The sequence below is a fragment of the Maridesulfovibrio salinus genome (assembly GCF_055394525.1).
In genome coordinates this window covers 4,321,716-4,339,076 of the sequence record NZ_AP042461.1, presented here as the reverse complement: position 1 = coordinate 4,339,076, position 17,361 = coordinate 4,321,716, and the positions used below count along the sequence as shown (strand labels likewise).

Annotated in this window: 17 protein-coding genes; 5 read left to right on the top strand and 12 right to left on the bottom strand. The window is 47.8% G+C overall.

The genetic code is table 11. The features are described from left to right. The first annotated feature begins 29 nt into the window (after window positions 1-29). Entirely contained in the window at window positions 30-1,181 is a 1,152-nt protein-coding gene (locus ACZ5PW_RS19840) for an ABC transporter substrate-binding protein (protein WP_464556752.1), read from the top strand. Here ACZ5PW_RS19840 and ACZ5PW_RS19835 read toward each other — a convergent pair. From ACZ5PW_RS19835 to ACZ5PW_RS19805, 7 genes are all read right to left on the bottom strand, one after another. After that, window positions 1,165-1,755: a flavodoxin family protein gene (locus tag ACZ5PW_RS19835; protein WP_464556751.1), complete on the bottom strand. Its 591-nt coding sequence runs from the start codon at window positions 1,753-1,755 to the stop codon at window positions 1,165-1,167. The two genes, ACZ5PW_RS19840 and ACZ5PW_RS19835, sit on opposite strands and share 17 nt — an antisense overlap. Window positions 1,756-1,976: 221 nt before the next feature. Further along, window positions 1,977-3,230 (bottom strand): iron-sulfur cluster carrier protein MrpORP, encoded by a 1,254-nt coding sequence (locus tag ACZ5PW_RS19830; protein ID WP_464556749.1) that lies wholly within the window; start codon window positions 3,228-3,230, stop codon window positions 1,977-1,979. 216 nt (window positions 3,231-3,446) lie between these two features. Then, window positions 3,447-3,806 carry a NifB/NifX family molybdenum-iron cluster-binding protein gene (locus tag ACZ5PW_RS19825; RefSeq protein ID WP_464556747.1) on the bottom strand — a complete coding sequence of 120 codons (360 nt, stop codon included), beginning with the start codon at window positions 3,804-3,806 and terminating at the stop codon, window positions 3,447-3,449. 24 nt (window positions 3,807-3,830) lie between these two features. Next, on the bottom strand, window positions 3,831-3,992 hold the full coding sequence (locus tag ACZ5PW_RS19820; protein ID WP_464556745.1) for a hypothetical protein: 162 nt from the start codon (window positions 3,990-3,992) through the stop codon (window positions 3,831-3,833). A 429-nt stretch (window positions 3,993-4,421) separates the two neighbouring features. Further along, the gene (locus ACZ5PW_RS19815; protein WP_464556743.1) at window positions 4,422-5,756 is read right to left on the bottom strand and encodes a sigma-54 interaction domain-containing protein; all 1,335 of its coding nucleotides are present in this window, start codon (window positions 5,754-5,756) and stop codon (window positions 4,422-4,424) included. A gap of 350 nt (window positions 5,757-6,106) precedes the next feature. After that, window positions 6,107-6,763, bottom strand: a complete 657-nt coding sequence (gene hypB / locus ACZ5PW_RS19810) for a hydrogenase nickel incorporation protein HypB (protein WP_464556742.1) — start codon at window positions 6,761-6,763, stop codon at window positions 6,107-6,109. A gap of 81 nt (window positions 6,764-6,844) precedes the next feature. Further along, on the bottom strand, window positions 6,845-7,192 hold the full coding sequence (locus tag ACZ5PW_RS19805; protein WP_464556741.1) for a hydrogenase maturation nickel metallochaperone HypA/HybF: 348 nt from the start codon (window positions 7,190-7,192) through the stop codon (window positions 6,845-6,847). 366 nt (window positions 7,193-7,558) lie between these two features. Here ACZ5PW_RS19805 and ACZ5PW_RS19800 point away from each other — a divergent pair, with 366 nt between their 5' ends. Beyond that, window positions 7,559-8,215, top strand: coding sequence for a CBS domain-containing protein (locus ACZ5PW_RS19800; protein ID WP_464556740.1), 657 nt, complete (start codon window positions 7,559-7,561; stop codon window positions 8,213-8,215). A gap of 193 nt (window positions 8,216-8,408) precedes the next feature. Then, on the top strand, window positions 8,409-9,149 hold the full coding sequence (locus ACZ5PW_RS19795) for a substrate-binding periplasmic protein (protein ID WP_464556739.1): 741 nt from the start codon (window positions 8,409-8,411) through the stop codon (window positions 9,147-9,149). A gap of 10 nt (window positions 9,150-9,159) precedes the next feature. Here ACZ5PW_RS19795 and ACZ5PW_RS19790 read toward each other — a convergent pair whose 3' ends face one another. Both ACZ5PW_RS19790 and ACZ5PW_RS19785 read right to left on the bottom strand, forming a co-directional pair. Further along, entirely contained in the window at window positions 9,160-9,945 is a 786-nt protein-coding gene (locus ACZ5PW_RS19790; protein ID WP_464556738.1) for a tetratricopeptide repeat protein, read from the bottom strand. A 208-nt stretch (window positions 9,946-10,153) separates the two neighbouring features. After that, entirely contained in the window at window positions 10,154-10,462 is a 309-nt protein-coding gene (locus ACZ5PW_RS19785; RefSeq protein WP_464556737.1) for an IscA/HesB family protein, read from the bottom strand. Between the two features lie 201 nt (window positions 10,463-10,663). Here ACZ5PW_RS19785 and ACZ5PW_RS19780 point away from each other — a divergent pair, with 201 nt between their 5' ends. Then, window positions 10,664-11,218 carry a TetR/AcrR family transcriptional regulator gene (locus ACZ5PW_RS19780; protein WP_464556736.1) on the top strand — a complete coding sequence of 185 codons (555 nt, stop codon included), beginning with the start codon at window positions 10,664-10,666 and terminating at the stop codon, window positions 11,216-11,218. Between the two features lie 131 nt (window positions 11,219-11,349). Here ACZ5PW_RS19780 and ACZ5PW_RS19775 read toward each other — a convergent pair whose 3' ends face one another. Next, window positions 11,350-12,726 carry an alanine/glycine:cation symporter family protein gene (locus tag ACZ5PW_RS19775; protein ID WP_464556735.1) on the bottom strand — a complete coding sequence of 459 codons (1,377 nt, stop codon included), beginning with the start codon at window positions 12,724-12,726 and terminating at the stop codon, window positions 11,350-11,352. Between the two features lie 445 nt (window positions 12,727-13,171). On the opposite strand from ACZ5PW_RS19775, the gene ACZ5PW_RS19770 reads away from it, so the two are divergent. Further along, entirely contained in the window at window positions 13,172-13,765 is a 594-nt protein-coding gene (locus ACZ5PW_RS19770; RefSeq protein ID WP_464556734.1) for a tetratricopeptide repeat protein, read from the top strand. A gap of 247 nt (window positions 13,766-14,012) precedes the next feature. Here ACZ5PW_RS19770 and ACZ5PW_RS19765 read toward each other — a convergent pair whose 3' ends face one another. Beyond that, the gene (locus ACZ5PW_RS19765) at window positions 14,013-14,870 is read right to left on the bottom strand and encodes an arginase family protein (protein ID WP_464556733.1); all 858 of its coding nucleotides are present in this window, start codon (window positions 14,868-14,870) and stop codon (window positions 14,013-14,015) included. Further along, window positions 14,867-17,359 (bottom strand): heavy metal translocating P-type ATPase, encoded by a 2,493-nt coding sequence (locus ACZ5PW_RS19760; RefSeq protein WP_464556732.1) that lies wholly within the window; start codon window positions 17,357-17,359, stop codon window positions 14,867-14,869. Before ACZ5PW_RS19760 ends, ACZ5PW_RS19765 begins: the two co-directional genes overlap by 4 nt. Window positions 17,360-17,361 lie beyond the last annotated feature (2 nt).

The following is a 17,361-nucleotide window of genomic DNA, read 5'->3' as shown; positions in this document are numbered from 1 at the left end:
CCGTTCTTTTCCGCAGTGAGGGGGCTCCCATGAAATTATTAAGCAGAATTGCGATGTGGTGTCTTGTTCTTCCGGGTTTTATCCTGATGGGCTGTACGGGGGGAACGGAGTCTTCAACGGATGAGCTCAGGGTGGGAGTTGTCGCTGTCACCAGTGGAGAACTGTTTCGCAAAGGGAATTATCTCATCACCGCGGCACGTTTTTCAGCTGAACAAGTCAATAAGAATGGCGGTATAAAGTCGAACGGTAAAATATATAAAGTCAAGCTGTTCCCGGCAGATAGCGGAGGCTCAGCTGAGGTGGCCGCAAAAGTTGCGGAGCGTCTTATAAAAAAGGATGATGTCTCAGTAATAGTTGGTGGCGTAAGCAGCGAGGTTGCCCTTGCCGTTGCGGAGGTGTGTGAGCAGTACAGGGTCCCTTTCATAACGCCAATTGCGGGGACGAACAGACTCACAGCCTTGAAATTTTCTTTCCGTGTCTCGTATACAAATAAGGTGCAGGGGCGTGCCCTTGCGAGTTTTGCCGTTAAGGATTTAGGAAGTGCGCCAGTGGGAATCCTTTATTCGGCTGGCAGCCCTTACAGTGCCGAGCTGGCCCGGTATTTCAAACAGTATTATGAGAAAAAAGGCGGAACTGTCTCTGCAATGGAAAGCTATACCCCCGGAGACAGAGAATACAAAAAACAGCTAAAAACAATTGTTGACTCAGGGGCTGATATTTTGTTTCTCCCAAACAATACAAAGAAGATTCAGCTGCAGGCGGCGCAGGCCCGCAAGCTCGGATTTGAAGGAACTTTGCTGGGGGGCGATTCCTGGGATCCTGTTGATCTGGTGCGCAACAAACTTTTTCTGAACAGCTACTATGCTGACCACTGGATTCCCGGTCTGCCGCTCGAGGGAGAGGTTGAGTTTGAGAGGGAGTTCAGGAAACAGACCGGAGCCGAGGCTACGGAGCTTGAAGCTCTGACCCGCGATGCAATGATGAGTTTGTTTGCCGCTGTCAGAATCGGGAATTCAGTTGATCCTCAGAATATTCATGATGTTCTGGTGGATATGCCGCCCTTTCACGGAGTCACCGGGAATTTTGATTACAATAATGACGGGGACCCGGATAAGGACGTAATAATATCCACCATTCGTGACGGGAAGGCGGAAGTTAAGGATATCATCCCTGTTGAATAGCTCTTGCCAGATCGGTTCCCGCTTGCCTGACTTCGTCCATGATTGACTGGTGTTCAGCGATGATGCCTTTGTCGAAAAGACGCAGAACGGGGAGTTCGGCTACTATTTCAAAGCCGAGTGCCTGAAGGGGCATGCGCATGGCTTCAAGAGTGAATCCCATATCTTTTCTGTCATTCTGTTCAGCAATGGCCCCGATCACGGCTTTCCGTCCCTGTCCGGCCAGTCTGCTGGACCAGTTCCGTGGGCGGGTGTCTTCAAAGTCGTAGTAACAGTACATGCGGTCGATAAATGCTTTCATCCATGCTGTTACGTTGTAGTTATGCACTGGGGAAATGAGCACGAGTCCTTTAGATTCTTCAATCAGAGGATAAAGTGTTGTCATATCATCTTCGAACCGCAGGCACGCTTTTTCCTTTCTGCATATTTCGCATCCTACGCAGGGCTTGTACTCCAAGTCCCGCAGGTGTACCGCGTTTGCCTTCAGGTCGTGGTTACGAACCTCATCAAGTATTTCTCCCAGCATTTTATGCGAATTGCCTTTTTTTCTGGGGCTGCCTTCAATTCCAAGTATCATTTTTACTCCTTTGGGGGCGCACAGTTAATCCATAAAATTATCATGGGGCAGATAAGATATGGCTCATAACTTTCAGAAGAGAAATGTGGTTATAAAGCTTAGCGCTCATCAAATAATTAAGTGGCATATCTGTGAAGTAAAAGCAAAATCGCCCGCATAGAAGACATGCGGGCGATTTTGGTAATCGAGGCTATGTAAAGGTAGGTTTACATGTTCAAAATTTAGTGGTCACAGGTATTGGAACCTGTCTGCAGTGTTCCTGCAAGGTAGCTGGAAACTACGTTTTCCGGTGCTTCGGCAGGGGAACCTACGATGACTTTAACTCCCGCATCGGTGAACAGGGACTGTGCACGTGAGCCCATTCCGCCGGCCAGTACGAGCTGTACGCCCTGATCAGCAATCCATTTGGGCAGAACACCCGGTTCGTGGGGCGGAGGTGTTTCCATATTGGTTGCCACAATTCCTTTGGTTGCAACGTCTATGTCCATGAGTGCGAATTGTTCGCAATGGCCGAAATGCATGCAGAGTTTACCTGCCGCAACCGGAACTGCTATTCTTACCATACCGTTCTTTGCGGATAGATCATCAACTTTAACCATTTCGTTGTTCTCCTGAAGAGTATCAGTGAGGTTGAGCATGGGTTTAATGATGGTGTTCAGGGCCTTACCGGTGGGACTGTCGTGGTCGACCCGAACCAGAGGATATCCTTCATCACCGGATCTTCCCACTTCGGGATCAAGGGGAATGCGTCCAAGGAAATTCACCCCGGTTTCACGGGCGAGCTCTTCACCGCCGCCGGAATTGAAAATATTGTGCACGTTACCGCAGTCGGGGCAGACGAAACCGCTCATGTTCTCAACGATTCCGAGAACAGGGTTGCCAACCTGCTTGCAGAAGTTGACGGAACGGCGGACATCGTCAACAGCAACGCCCTGAGGTGTTGTAACGATTACGGCGTGGGCGTCGTTTCCAAGGGTCTGCAGAGCGGAAAGGGGCTCGTCTCCTGTTCCGGGAGGGCAGTCCACAACTAGGAAATCAAGGTCGTTCCAGGCAACATCCTGAACGAACTGTTTGATCATGCCGATTTTAACGGGACCACGCCAGATAACCGGATCATCTTTACTGGGCAGCATGAACCCGAGTGACATAACCCAGAGGTTGCTGGACCAGGAAATCGGCTCAATGATGTCGTGCCCGATATGCGGCTTTTCATCTTCAAGGCTCAGCAGGCGGGGAACGCTGGGGCCGTGGACATCCACATCCAGAAGACCTACCTGCTTGCCTGCAAGTGAAAGGGCTACTGCAATGTTGGTTGCAACGGTACTTTTACCAACTCCACCTTTACCGGAAATAACAACAATTTTATGTTTGATTCTGGAAAGGGCCTTTTTCAGTTTCATATCCTCGGGGCTGCAGCCCTGAGAGGAGCATCCGGAACCGGAAGAAGAACAGCTTCCGCAAGCATGATCACTCATATATAAATCTCCTGCCCCTCTGGATTGTGAGGGGGTTTCGTTTGGTGGGCAGCATTATCGGCGGACCCATAAGAGTCCGCCTTGCTGAAAACATTCAGGATAATCTAAGGACTGACACGTCCTTGTCAATGCCTGAAACACGAACATGGAATGTTCAGTCATGCCCGCACACAAGGGAGAGGAGAAATAGGCATGACTGAACAGAAGTGAAAAGTCTTACCAGTGTCCCGGTTTATCTGCTTCACTGGCAGTTTCCAGCTTGCCCTCACGGAAGGCTGCAACGGCATCACCGACTGTTCCGCCGCTGACGAGATGGACTTTGATTTTGCCTTTTTCGAGAGCGGTGAAAGCCTTGGGGCCGACATGACCGGTAATGACGGCTTTGGCTCCGGTTGCAGCTACATTCTGGGCGGACTGGATTCCGGCTCCCTGTGCAGCGTTCAGGTTCTGGTCATTATCTACAAATTCGTATTCATCCGAATCCGTGTCGCAGATGAGGAATCCTTTTGCGCGACCGAAACGGGGGTCTATTTCACTGTTTAAATCATTTCCCTGACAACTGATTGCGATTTTCATATTAGTATCTCCTTGGTCCGGAACTTAAGGATGGTTCAGCCATTCGGCCTCTTCCCTGTCCGGTTCGCTGGTTCCTGAAAGCACGGCCACCCTGACCGCATCTGCCGGGCCTTCCGACTCTTCCGCCGCAGCCGGGCATGATATAGTTTTCAAGGCGGTTCTGTTGATAAGCTTCCAGAATTTCATCAACCACTCCCCTTATCCAGGGAATGACTCTGACGCCTGACTGTTCCAGTTCATTTACGGTACAGCCGCAGATGGCGCCGCATATTAAAAACGTTGCCCCGCAGGTCATAATGGCGGATGTCCTGTCCTTTGGGTCTTTTGAGGGAAGGGATAGGTAACCTGCGGGGCAAATTTTATTGTCTTCCACACGAAACATTTTCAGTTCCGATGCATTGTCAAAAACTGAGGCAAGCCTGTCTTTGTAACAAGCTAAACAAAGCAGCTTCGAGTTGTTATTGCTTTCTTCGTTTCCTCTCATGGAAAGCAATAGAGCATAGGGCGTGCCTTTTAAACTTTTGTCATTTGTTTCAGTGTCTTATAGGATAGAGAAGGCGGAGGAAGGATGTTCTTTGGGCTTAAAATTAGCCACGCAGGAGCATGTAAGGCGAGTTATGCGCCCTTGTCGGCGCAGCGGGATAAAATGCGGCGAAGAGTATCTTTTGAGATATCCAGCTCGCGGCAGGTGACCATTTTTTTACCGTTATTGCGTTCCAGAGCTCTCTTGGCTGCAAGGCATTTTATTTCTTCCATTGTTCTAGGGATATCGTCAGAACTTGCAGTGGGCTGTTCTTGCGGTTGCAGATATTCAGGAAGATGCTCTACCTGAATAAAACCTGAAGGACAGAGGATAAATGAAAATTCGAGGATGTTCTCCAACTCCCGGACGTTACCGGGGAAGGGGTGGCGCATCAGTATCTGTAATGCATCTTCGGAAACACCATCTATTTCCTTGCCCTGCAGGGCGTTCAAACGGCTGATGAAATGGTTGATCAAAAGCGGGATGTCCTCAACCCGGTCTTTGAGTGGAGGGAGGGTGAGGGTAACAACATTAAGGCGGTAGTACAGGTCTTGTCTGAAGGCGCCCTGTTCAACCAGTTCGGAGAGGTTCTTGTTTGTGGCGGCAACAACCCGGACGTTTGTTTTTACGCTTTCCACGGCCCCAAGTGGTTCGAAAGTCTTTTCCTGTAATACCCGCAGGAGCTTTACTTGGAGTTTGGCTGGCATGTCTCCGATTTCATCAAGGAAGATAGTTCCGCCTGCTGCCAGCTCGAAGCGTCCGGCTTTGTCCTTGCGGGCATCGGTAAAGGCTCCCTCTTTATAGCCGAAAAGCTCGGATTCAAGAAGATTGTCGGGCAGAGCTCCGCAGTTAACGGCCACGAAAGGCCCGTCTTTACGTTCACTCAGGTTGTGGATTGCCCGGGCGAAGAGTTCTTTACCTGTGCCGGATTCACCAAGCAGCAGTACGGTGGCTTCGCTTTTGCTGACCTGCGGGAGGATGGAAAAAACCTTTGCCAGCGGTTCGCTTTTTCCAATGATGTCTTCAAAGCGCCATGATTCCTCGACTTCCCGGCGAATGATCTGGATATCTGTCAGGTCGCGGAAGCTTTCAACACCTCCGAGAAGATTCCCTGTTGCATCAACAAGCGGAGATGCGCTGATGGAAACGGGAACTTTGCGCCCATCTGCGTGGATGAAAAAAATTGATTTATTACTGATGCGCCCGCAGTCTTTCATGCAGGACCGCAGAGCGCAGTCGCCATCGCAGAGGCTGGAGTGAAAAACCTCCCAGCATTTGGAACCCACCGCTTCTTCAGCAGGTATGCCTGTTATGCGGCTGGCTGCTTCATTGAAAAAAGTGATGTTCCAATCCAGGTCAACCGTGAAAACTCCGTCAGCCAAAGAGTCAAGAACTGCGGAACACGGTAGGTTGCTGGGGAATTTCATAATAATATCTCCGAGGCTCAAGCCTTTTTTCTAACCACTTGCGGTTTGGTATTTAATATTCTTCAGCCCGTTTTTAGGTTTTTTCCGGGCGTTGGCGGAGCTGATAGAAGTAACAACCGGAAATAGCTTTCAATACTTGAAATATGGACCGAACGAACAGTCAACAGGATTCCAGTTTTGATGTCTGTCGGAAGCGTTTAATATTAAAAGACTTCAGGTATTGATCTAAGATCAAAAAAGTCTGAGTCAATGAGGAAAGCATCCGCATGTTGATCGCAGACCAAAAGAAAAGGCCTCCGGCACGGCTCACGGAGAGCCGCCGGAAGCCTTGGATGCACTGTAAAGTATGGCTAGGCTTTCTCTGCGCGGGCCTTACGGAGCCATTCGTACCATGATTCAAGGCCTTCCCTTGTACGGCAGGAAAGGGGAAACAGCTCAATGTCCTTGTTGAGCTTGCGGGCATGGTCCTTGGCCTTGTCCAGATCAAAGTCAACGTAAGGAAGAAGGTCCACCTTGTTGAGGATCATTACTGAAGAAATATGGAACATGAGGGGGTATTTTTCCGGCTTGTCGTCTCCTTCGGTGACGGTGAGGAGGGTTATCTTGTGATCCTCGCCCACATTGAATTCGGCGGGACATACAAGGTTACCGACATTCTCCACAAAAAGGATATCAAGACCTTCAAGGTCAAGCAGGGAAAGAGCTTCCTTGACCTGACTGGAGTTGAGATGGCAGCCTCCCTCAGTATTGATCTGAACAGCCTGCGCACCGGTCGCGGCAACTCTGCGGGCATCGTTATCAGTCTGAAGGTCGCCTTCAATAACGGCCATTTTGAACTCGTCCTTAAGGTCGGCGAGAGTTTTTTCCAGAAGGCTGGTTTTGCCGGAACCCGGAGAACTCATAAGATTGAGGCAGAGTATATTGTTTTCGTCAAAGAACTGTTTCAGTTCATCTGCAATTCTGTCATTCGCTTCCAGAATATTGCGTACCACGGGTATTTCGCCCATTTTGATCTCCTTTCCTTAAAGACATGAAAGTTCAGGTTGCTGAAAAATATCACGCAATGAAATGCGGTTACGGGCAGCCTGCTATTCAACCTCAATGCTTTCGATTTGCAGTTCCTTTCCCTGAAGGACCTCATGACCAATTTCCAGACCGCATTCCGGGCAGGCCATATATAGTTTGTCTTCAGGGATGAATTCCTTTTTGCAGCCTCCGCAGCGGACCTTGATGGGAATTTCGTTCACCACCAGCACTGATCCTTCAAGCGGGGTGCCGATAGTGACAGCCTCCCACCCGAAAACCAGCGCGTCGGAAACAACTCCCGCAAGAGCTCCGTTGCCTACAGTGACCTTTTTCAGTTCGGCACCGGGCTGTTTTCCCATTTCCTCTTCGATGATTGCTAATATGCTTTGCGCAATTGACATTTCGTGCATGAATTTGGACTAACTCAAAAAATAAACTGGGGCAAGGTGCATGAGCGTATAATTCCGTAAGGTTTTCCGGGAGAAATTTTATAAGAGTATTTGCCTGTTATCCCGGCAATTTTATGTATGAATAACGATTATGCCACTGGGATTGATTTAATCAGATGTCCTGACGCTATACCTTGCAAGAGTTTTAAAGCTTGAGTATGTGGAGAGAGTGTTTTATCCATGTGCCGTTTTTAGGAGCGGTATTTCAGGAAAAAGGGATTTGATAATGATTCGGTTGCTGACTGTTGTGACCGGATTTTTGTTTGATCCGGCCTGAAGAATAACTTTTTACGCACCCGGTTTTTCCGGACTCTGGAGGACGTGTAGATGTATGTGGGACTGAAAATGCTCAAGGACTTTGTCACCGTTACACCTGATACTCTTGTGAAGGATGCGGACAAAATTCTGGAAGACAATCAGTTGTGGATGCTTCTGGTCAAGGAGGGAGATGAACTCGTTGGCTATGTCACCAAGGAAGATGTCCGGGCTGCACTGCCTTCCGTGATCAATTCTCTGGATAAGCATGAATTGAGCTACCTGCTCAGCAAAATCACTGTCCGGGAGGTTGTACGCAAAAGCATTACGACTATTCCTCCTGAGACCGAGATTGAGGCCGCCGCGGATCTCATGTTTGAAATGAATCTTTCCGGTCTGGCTGTTGTTGACGAGAACAAAAAGCTTATCGGTTATATCAACCGCAACAAGATGCTTGAGCTTCTGGTAGAGGAAATGGGGCTCAAGCAGGGTGGTAGTCGCATCGTAGTTGATGTTGAAGAGCGGACCGGTGTCCTTTATGAAATGGCGGGAATTATTTCGAACATGAAATACAGCATTACCAGTACCGGGGTTTTTCACTACAAGAACCGCAGAATGGTTGTAGTCCGTGTGGCGACCGAGGATGCCCGGCCCATAGTTGATGCTATCCGTGAGCGCGGGTATAAAGTTGTAGGCCCGGAAGATTTTATGGACGAATGGAAGCAGTAACTTTTTTCTGATTGATCATGTCAGCCCCGGAGTCTTTGGCTTCGGGGCTTTTTTTTGAATTGTATTTTTGCTGGCTTTGTTGTTTTTATCTTGTTGAAAGTATATAATGAAGTTCCGAGAATCTTTTTATGGAGTACATCAGATACTTTCCCTGCTGTCTTCTGATTTTGTCAGCAGAACTAATTGAGAACTTATGAAGTATTTATTTGCGAAACTGATGATTTATGCAGTTCTTTTGCTGCTTCCGCTTGATGGACATTCTCATGAGAGCGGAGTCAGAATTTTTACGGAGATTTCTCCCCCGGCAGCCATGTATCTCAGCAACGGCTCACTGGGAGGGTTCGGGGTTGATATTGTCAGAGCTCTTCAAAAGGAAATCGGGGATGAAACAGCCATCGAGGTTGTGCCCTGGGCCAGAGGATACAAATTTTTAAATGAAAAACCGGGGGTGGCTTTGATGCCTACAACCCGTACTCCCGACCGGGAAGCTTTATTCCAGTGGGTGGGCCCTCTGATGACAATAAACTGGACTATGTACGGGCTGTCAGGCAGTGATCTGAATATAGAAAATCTCGATGATGCCAGATCTGCAGCAGGAATAGGGGTTTACCGTGAAGATATAAGAGCCCGTTTCCTCAAAGAAAGTGGATTTACCAATCTTCAGACAGTTGAATCTCAGGATATCAATTTAAAGAAATTGCTGAGGCATCGAATCGCCCTGATAGTATCATCGGATATAGGTATGAAGGCCTATTATGACAGGGATAAAAATTTGCGTGGAAAAATAAAGCCGGTACTGTCTTTTCGCACTGTGGACCTCTATCTTGCCTTTTCAAAAGATACAAACCCTAAGATAGTGGAAAAATGGAATAATGCTTATGAAAAGCTCGCCCGTACCGGAGTTATTTCTGAAATTCAGGGCAGGTGGAAGTAGTTTTTTGAGGCTAGCAGGCTTTTTCTTTCTGCATTTCCAGCAAATCTGCGACAGAACACGCATCCACCAGCCCCCTGCCGTGCAGGAAGTCAAGAAATATACAGGCTTCTTCGAGTCTGTCATTCAGGCAGAGTGCTTTTCTCAGGTAGGCTACACATTTTTTTAGATCACCCATTTCATAATGCACCCTTGCAATGTTCAGGCACAGGTGCTCATCTTCCTCAACGAGTTTCTCTGCTCTTCCGTAGTATTCCAGAGCCTGTTCGTGCATACCGTGCTTGCGTAGCGAAATTCCGAATTCATTGAACAGGTGCTTATGCTGCTGCTCATAGCTTGCTTCAATACATACCAACCTTCTGAAAACATCGTCTGCCCTGCTTATTTCGCCCCGGTCCAGATATATCAGGCCAAGCCCGAAATTGACCCTGACATTGATTTCGTCCAGGCTGAGTGCTTTGGAAAATTCATGTTCAGCGCTGTATAGTTCCTGGTTTCGGCGGTGTCTTTCTCCCAGCATTATGCTTTGCTCAAGCTTGTGCATCTGGGGGATTACCTTTTGTGAAAAAAGTTCAGGTTCCGGGCTGTAATTGTCAAGAAAAGCATCCATTTCAACAGCCACACGTGGTCCTGAGGGAATATATTTATCGTTAATGGGCTGAACCTGGAGAACTCCGTTTTCCTGCTCTTCCGCATACCAGTATGTAGTGTTTTCCGTGCGCCTTTTTGTCGTTCCAGTCCCTATCACCGACAAGGTCTTTGCTGAAAATACGCCCTGTATTCTTTCTTTACCCCTCACCTTAAACTCCATAAAAGAAAATTTGTATCAGAATGAATTATACTCTTTCAGTGAGAGAGGGCAAACATCTTTGTGTAAAAATAATATGTATACAAAAAATAAGGCTGCCCCTATTAATAGAGACAGCCTTAAGCCACTGTAGTGGGCATAGAATACTGGTATGTAAACAACTCCTTAACGGAGTTACACAGCTTCGTAGTACTGCGTTCTAGCCGCAGCTTCCGGAGCAGGAGCCGCACTCTCCGCCACCAAGCTCCAGTTTGGAGTCGATGACAAATCCTGTGTAGCTCAGGTCTACCCTGAATGGGCTTCCCTGTTCGTTGAGTTCTTTGTCGATAAGGAAGGCAAAGCCTTCTGATTCGAGTTTTTCATCAGATTCTTTTGGCTCATCCAGAGCCAATGCCAGCCTGGGGCCAGCTCAACCGCCAGTGGCGAGATAAATACGGATAGGGGTCCTATCTTTATCTGCAAAATAGTTTTCAAGCTGTTTTTTTGCAGCTTCGGTAAGTTCAACCATTTTTTCCTCCTCATAGGATTTGTCTATCCAAAATAAGTTTTATATCAGCTTTTGTCAATTGCAGCGAGTTGACCTAGTCCCTTCCTTCGGGTAGGAAATACAGTTTGGAAAGAGTATTAGATATTCTCAATTTTTTGATTTAAGATATTTCATCAACAGACTGACAACCAGGTGCTTTATGCGCCCATGGGAGACCTCAGCATGAAAACAAAGGATATCATCCTCGCAACCGCCAAGGAAATGATCTCAGAGGTTGGCTTTCACAAAGCCACCACGGCCAACCTAGCTAAAACCGCGAATATTTCTGAAGGAACAATCTACAGACATTTTGAAAGTAAGGAAGATATCCTTCTGCACATTCTGGCTGCTCTTGAAGAGCAGTTCTCCTATTACATTGAAGATATCCGTAAAAAGCTTGATGTAAATGAGTGCTCTCTTGAGCAGATCATGAATGATTATTTTGTCTTTGTTGAAAAGAATGAAATAGACATGAAGATCATGCTTTCCACTTATGGTCTTCTGGATTCTTCAAAGCGTCTTATGGCTGTATTCATGAAGAATCTCGAGCTGGTACTTGAAGAGTGTGTGAGACTTGGAGTGGAAAAAGGTGAACTTAAGCAGGTCAAGGTTGAAGATAATGCAACTGTTGTCATGACCATTATTTTCGGTCTGACCAGAATGCATCTCTACTGGCCTGATGAAAGGGATGTAAGAGCGGAAGCCGTTGAATTCTGTCGCCGCAGTCTCTGTAATTAAAAGTTGCAAGTCATAAATTCAAAAGAGCTGCTCCATAGGGTGCAGCTCTTTTTTTTGATTGGCAAGATTAAAAAATGCGCTGCCTCCGGTTTGGAGACAGCGCATTTCTTCGTTATTGATCATATCCAGGATTAGCTTTCCTGGGTCTGGGCTGAGCTGTCGCCCTTGAGGGCTGCAAAGTGTTTGCGGGTCTCTGCGGCTACTACCGGAGAGAGCATTAACAGCCCGATAAGGTTCGGGATGGCCATAAGTCCGTTAAGGGTGTCGGAGATGTTCCAGACAAGGCTGAGCTTGGCCATTGCGCCGATACCGACGAAGAGAATGAAAACCAAACGGAAAGGTAATATTGCTTTCACGCCCATCAGGTATTCCATGGATTTTTCACCATAGTAGCACCAGCCGAGGATGGTGGAGTAAGCAAAAAGAACCAGACCGATAGTTACGATATGGGCTCCACCGGGCATTCCTGCGGAAAAAGCCATGGTGGTCAGTTCCGCGCCGGTTTCACCGTTGGACCATACTCCGGTAAGGATGAGAACCAGTCCGGTCATGGTGCAGACAACCAGAGTGTCGATGAAAGTCTGGGTCATGGAGACAAGTGCCTGAGTTACAGGGCTCTTTGTCTGTGCGGCTGCAGCTGCGATAGGAGCACTGCCAAGTCCGGATTCGTTGGAGAAAACTCCGCGGGCAACACCCATTCTGATGGCAAGCATAACTGTCGCACCGGCGAATCCGCCTACAGCGGAGGTGGGGTTGAATGCCTGGCTCACGATCAGTTCGAGAGCTGCGGGGACACCTGAGAGGTTGCTCAGGATGATGTAGGTGGCGCCGCCCATGTAGAATACGATCATGATCGGCACGAGCATTCCGGTTACTTTACCGATTTTCTTGATACCGCCGAGAATAACGGCAGCGGTGAGCAGCATAAGGGTCAGCCCGGTAATCATCGGTGAAATTCCGTAGGTTGCCTGAACTGCGTCGGCAACGGAGTTGGACTGTACCATGTTACCGATTCCGAAGGCGGCAAAAGATGCGCAGATTGCGAAGATGGTTCCCAACCAGGGCATATTCAGGCCTTTGGAAATATAGTACATGGGTCCACCGCTCATTTCACCGTTTTCATCTACTTCCCTGTATTTAACGGCGAGAACTGCTTCAGCATATTTGGTGGCCATGCCGACAAGCCCGGTAATCCACATCCAGAACATTGCGCCGGGGCCACCGATAGCAACAGCGGTTGCAACACCTGCGATGTTACCGGTCCCAACGGTAGCTGAAAGCGCTGTCATAAGAGCCTGGAAGTGGGTGATGTCGCCGGGCTCATCTGTGTCTTCTTTTCTTTTGATCAAAGCAAGGTACAGGGCGTACCAGAGTTTTCTGAACTGAAGCCCGCGCAGAGTAAAAGTAAGCCAGAAGCCGGTTCCCACCAGCAGGACCAGCATGGGCGGGCCCCATGCGAAAGCACCGATCTTTCCGACTATTGCATCAAGTGAAGTTAAAAAATCCATAAATCATTCCCTTTGTTTTAGATAGCACCACAAACTCAGGTCGAGACTATTACAGTCTGCAGTCTGAACCCCTTACAAAATATTTGTCTGAGGTTTCTACCTAAGAGTGAAGATATGCGCAAGATTTTTATGTAATATTATTTTTTATTCAAAATAATATCGAGTCTCATGCGGATTGTTCAAATGAAATTGCGTTTGTGTTTTTCCAAAAAATGTAATTGATCATCAAATATGCATTGCTTTCTTTGGTACAACAGTTGCTTTGAAATGAGTGTTAATTTTCATTTTTCATTAGATAGATGGATTTTCATTGCGTTTTAAGTAAAATTACATGGTGTTATTTTGCTTAAAAGCAAAGAATTACACTTTTGTTGTGCGAAGGGTGCATGAAATTGCACTTTTGTGAATCTGCGCTCTGCACATAAATTCAAAGGAGAAGATAAAGTTGGCTAAAAAAAAGAGTAAGTCTGCAAAAAAAGCAGGGGCAGTAAACAGGAGCGGAAAGGGCGGAATGGTTGCAGCCGTAGTGGGTGCTTTACTGGTCGGGATTTATCTCGGTGGGGTTGTGGTCCCGGCATTCAAGGATTCCGCCGAGCCACATTCATCTTCCGGCAGTGCGCAGACTACAGGGCAGCAAATTGAACAGGCCCAAAAAATGGCTGAGAGTCAGCCCGATTCATGGAAGGTCTGGGCTAACCTTGGTAATCTTTATTATGATAACGATGAACATGCGAAAGCCATAGAAGCATATAAAAAGGCTCTGGCTATTGAGCCTCATGAGCCGCATGTATTGACTGACCTGGGGGTCATGTACAGACGTAACGGAAACCCCAAAAAGGCAGTTGAAACGTTTGATCTTGCGATCATTGCAGCTCCTGACCATGAAACAGCAAGGTTTAATAAAGGAATTGTTCTTTACTACGACATCAAAGACAAAGAAGGGGCGCTTAAGGCATGGAAAGGATTGGTTGATCTTAACCCTCAGGCAAAGACTCCCGGCGGTAAACTGGTCAGGGACATGATAAATGAATTGAGGTGATAGTATACCGGGGAAGGCCTTTCGCTTTCCCCGGAATGTCGGTCAATTAATTATACTAATGGAGTTAATTACGTCTTACCCCTATGGGTGTTGAAGGAAGTTGCAATGCTTCCACATAGTGATTCGCTATTTTAATAGTACGATATGCATTAAATTGGTTGAAGTGTATTGTCCTCATTCATAATTGTTGCGGAAATCTGCTTGGATAATTTTTGCTTATTGTCTTGCAGTTACAGATTTATTTCTGCTATTCCTCTAAAAGATTTATACCCTTGATTAAATCTGGCAGCGCTGTCTTGATGATCTGTCGTGCCTTGTTTATTCCTCTTTCGTTTCCGGGGTGGAATTCAGTTATGCCAAGACCTGAAATTTCCAATCTGGAGTGAAGTTCTTTAATAATTTTGAGAAGATTTCCCAGGAGCAGCCCATCCGGAGGACTTTTCTTGGAATGTGGAAAGCCCATGGGGTTGATCGCATCAACATCTAGGTGGATGTATACTCTGGTGAATCCCGCTCTTTTTATCTGCCCGGCCAGCCATGACGGATCGCGTTCCAGTTCTCCGGGACCGAAAAAGGGTACTTTGTTGACCACAATATATTCAAGTTCATGTGGGTCAAAAACACGGGGGCCGGCACAGAATACCTGTTCCGGTTTAAGGGGGGCAAATATGGAGTTGTTTATCTCTGCTCCTGCCAGTCCCAGTATGGCTGAGAGGGCCATGCCCTGAAAACGTCCTGACTTTGAAGAGAGCGGGGTATTGAGATCTGGGTGGGCGTCAAACCATATCAGGGCAAGATTCTCTTCATGCTTGCGGTTCAGCCATGTAACGGGAACCGCATCCGTTGAGCAGTCTCCGCCAATCAGCAGGACCCGGTCAGGATCCTCTTTCTGTAAAATTGAGCCTGCTAGGCGAAACTGTTCGATAATGTCTTTTTTACCGACGATTGAATCGTTATGTTTCAGTTCATAAAAAGGGGCTACCTTCACCTCTTTGGGAGAAGGCAGCCCTTGAATATTATCGGCCAGCTCATATGCTCCTTTAAACAAAGCTTCATTGTCTATGGAACCTTGCCATTGCGGATAAATGAGAGTCAGGTCTTTCAAATCGTATCGTCCGGTTTAAAAAGTTTAAGCCTAAGAGCATTGGTTACTACAGTAACAGAGCTCAGAGACATGGCTGCCGCTGCAAACATCGGGGAAAGAGTGGGGCCGCCGAACACATGCAAGGCTCCGGCAGCAACAGGAATTCCCAATACATTGAAAGCGAATGCCCAGAACAGGTTCTGTTTGATATTGCGTACTGTAGCTCTGCTGAGTGCCAGTGCAGTAAGAGCTCCGTTCAAATCTCCTTTCATCAGTACAACGTCTCCCGACTCAATTGCAACATCAATTCCTGTACCCATTGCAATGCCCAGATCCGCGGAAGCAAGTGCAGGGGCATCATTGATACCGTCTCCAACCATGGCAACTCTGTTGCCTTTTTCTTTTTCACGGTTGACGACTTCGGCTTTGCGGTCCGGCATAACCTGTGCGATGACCTCGTCAATTCCTGCTTTTGCAGCGATTGCTTTTGCAACCCTTTCATTATCCCCGGTGAGCATTACGGTTTTAATACCCAGTTCATGAAGTTTTTTTACCGTGGCCTGTGTTTCGTCCTTTATGCGGTCGGCAACAGCCAGAATTCCGGCAAGTCTGCCGTTCTTGGCAATATACAGCGGGCTTTGCCCGGCTTCAGCGAAAAGGGATGCGGCCTTTTTTGCCTCTTCATTTTCCAGATCGGCAATGGAGTTCTGTTCAAGGTAACGGATATTGCCCAGATGCAGGGAATGTCCGCCGGTGTCTGTGGATATTCCCAGACCGGAAACCGCATGGAAAGAAGTTGTTTCCGGGAGTGTTATATCAAGTTCTTCCACCGCCCTGACTACAGCTCTGGCCAGAGGGTGTTCCGATTGCTGCTCAGCAGAAGCGGCGAGAGCAATCAGGGTGTTCCTATCCTCTCCCGGCATAGTGAAAATATCCACAACTTCAGGCCTTCCATAGGTAAGGGTCCCGGTTTTGTCGAAGATCATTGTGTCAATTTTCCCGGCTGTTTCAAGCGCTTCTCCTGACTTGACAAGCACTCCGAGCTGAGCACCGCGTCCGGTTCCGACCATGATTGCCGTGGGAGTGGCTAGCCCCATGGCACAGGGGCATGCAATGACCATTACACTGATGAAGATGCGCAGTGCAAAAGTGAAAGGTTCTGCGCTGAAGAAAAACCAGCTCAGTCCCGATAAGATACCCACAGCCATAACTGCGGGGACAAAGTAGTAGCTGACAGTGTCTGCAAGGCTGGATATGGGGGCTTTGGACCCTTGAGCTTCCTGTACCAGTTTAATTATGCGCGCGAGTACTGTGTTTTCGCCTACTTTCGTCACTCTGACCTTAAGTGCTCCTCCGCCCGTGTTTACCGTACCACCGGCAACATCGTGCCCTTTGGATTTGGTTACGGGCATGCTTTCACCGGTCAGCATGGATTCATCCACATCAGAGTGGCCTTCATAGACCTTGCCGTCAGCGGCAATCCTGTCTCCCGGACGGATAAGTATCGAGTCTCCGGGACCGATCTCTTCCACCGGGATAGTTGTTTGTTCTCCATTCTGGAGCAGAATAGCCTTGGCAGGAGTAAGGTCCATGAGTTTTTCAATTGCTTCTGATGTGCGTGAACGGGCCCGGACTTCCTGATATTTACCAAGTGAAATGAGGGTAAGGATTGTGGCGGCGGACTCAAAGTACAGGTCCATTGCCTTGGCATGTGCGTCTATGCCGATCATTATCTCTACAAGATTCCATAACGAATAAACAAAAGCCGCAGAGGTTCCGACCGCAATAAGGGAGTCCATGTTGGGGGCGCCGCGAAACAGGTTCGGAAATCCGTGCAGGTAGAAATCTTTTCCAAACCAGAGCACCGGAGTGGTAAGCACAAGCTGAATAAGCGCAAAGCCGAGGGGGGATACTCCCGGATCGATTGCATCAGGCAGAGGCATGCCTACCATGTGTCCCATGGTTATGATCAGAAGCGGAATGGTGAAAGCAAGGGCATAAATCAGATTGTTTTTCATTCTGCCGAGTTTGGCCTCGTTTTCTGCCTTGCGCTCATCAAATGATTTTTTAGCGTCATGGGAAGATTGCACTTCACCTGAATCAAATCCCGCATCACTGATTACCTGCCTTATATCTCTAAGCGAGATCAGGGATGGATCGAACTTCAGGGATGCTGTTTCCGTAGCGAGGCTTACCTGTGCCAGTTGCATTCCGTCCTGAGCATTCAGAACCCTTTCAAGGCGTGAAGAGCAGGCAGAGCAGGTCATGCCTGTAATTGGTAATGTTAATTCAGATCCTTCAACTTTTTCTTCCGCTCCGAATCCGGACATCTGCACCGAGGCAATAATCTCTTTTGTGGAAATCATGTCCGGGTTATAGTCGACAGTCATGGTTTCCGAAGCTAGGTTAACTGTGGCTTTATGAACACCTTCCATATTGGAGACAACCCTTTCAAGTCTTGATGAGCAGGCAGAGCAGGTCATCCCGTTTATGTCGAATTTTGCTTCCATTT

What these genes read in the sequence shown, in the direction of transcription:
- ACZ5PW_RS19775 (WP_464556735.1), bottom strand. Translation starts at nt 12,726, where the DNA reads ATGGATTTTTTAACTTCACTTGATGCAATAGTCGGAAAGATCGGTGCT.
- ACZ5PW_RS19820 (WP_464556745.1), bottom strand. Translation starts at nt 3,992, where the DNA reads ATGAAATTCTGGAAGCTTATCAACAGAACCGCCTTGAAAACTATATCA.
- ACZ5PW_RS19800 (WP_464556740.1), top strand. Translation starts at nt 7,559, where the DNA reads ATGTATGTGGGACTGAAAATGCTCAAGGACTTTGTCACCGTTACACCT.
- ACZ5PW_RS19835 (WP_464556751.1), bottom strand. Translation starts at nt 1,755, where the DNA reads ATGATACTTGGAATTGAAGGCAGCCCCAGAAAAAAAGGCAATTCGCAT.
- ACZ5PW_RS19795 (WP_464556739.1), top strand. Translation starts at nt 8,409, where the DNA reads ATGAAGTATTTATTTGCGAAACTGATGATTTATGCAGTTCTTTTGCTG.
- hypB (WP_464556742.1), bottom strand. Translation starts at nt 6,763, where the DNA reads ATGGGCGAAATACCCGTGGTACGCAATATTCTGGAAGCGAATGACAGA.
- ACZ5PW_RS19815 (WP_464556743.1), bottom strand. Translation starts at nt 5,756, where the DNA reads ATGAAATTCCCCAGCAACCTACCGTGTTCCGCAGTTCTTGACTCTTTG.
- ACZ5PW_RS19760 (WP_464556732.1), bottom strand. Translation starts at nt 17,359, where the DNA reads ATGGAAGCAAAATTCGACATAAACGGGATGACCTGCTCTGCCTGCTCA.
- ACZ5PW_RS19840 (WP_464556752.1), top strand. Translation starts at nt 30, where the DNA reads ATGAAATTATTAAGCAGAATTGCGATGTGGTGTCTTGTTCTTCCGGGT.
- ACZ5PW_RS19805 (WP_464556741.1), bottom strand. Translation starts at nt 7,192, where the DNA reads ATGCACGAAATGTCAATTGCGCAAAGCATATTAGCAATCATCGAAGAG.
- ACZ5PW_RS19830 (WP_464556749.1), bottom strand. Translation starts at nt 3,230, where the DNA reads ATGAGTGATCATGCTTGCGGAAGCTGTTCTTCTTCCGGTTCCGGATGC.
- ACZ5PW_RS19825 (WP_464556747.1), bottom strand. Translation starts at nt 3,806, where the DNA reads ATGAAAATCGCAATCAGTTGTCAGGGAAATGATTTAAACAGTGAAATA.
- ACZ5PW_RS19780 (WP_464556736.1), top strand. Translation starts at nt 10,664, where the DNA reads ATGAAAACAAAGGATATCATCCTCGCAACCGCCAAGGAAATGATCTCA.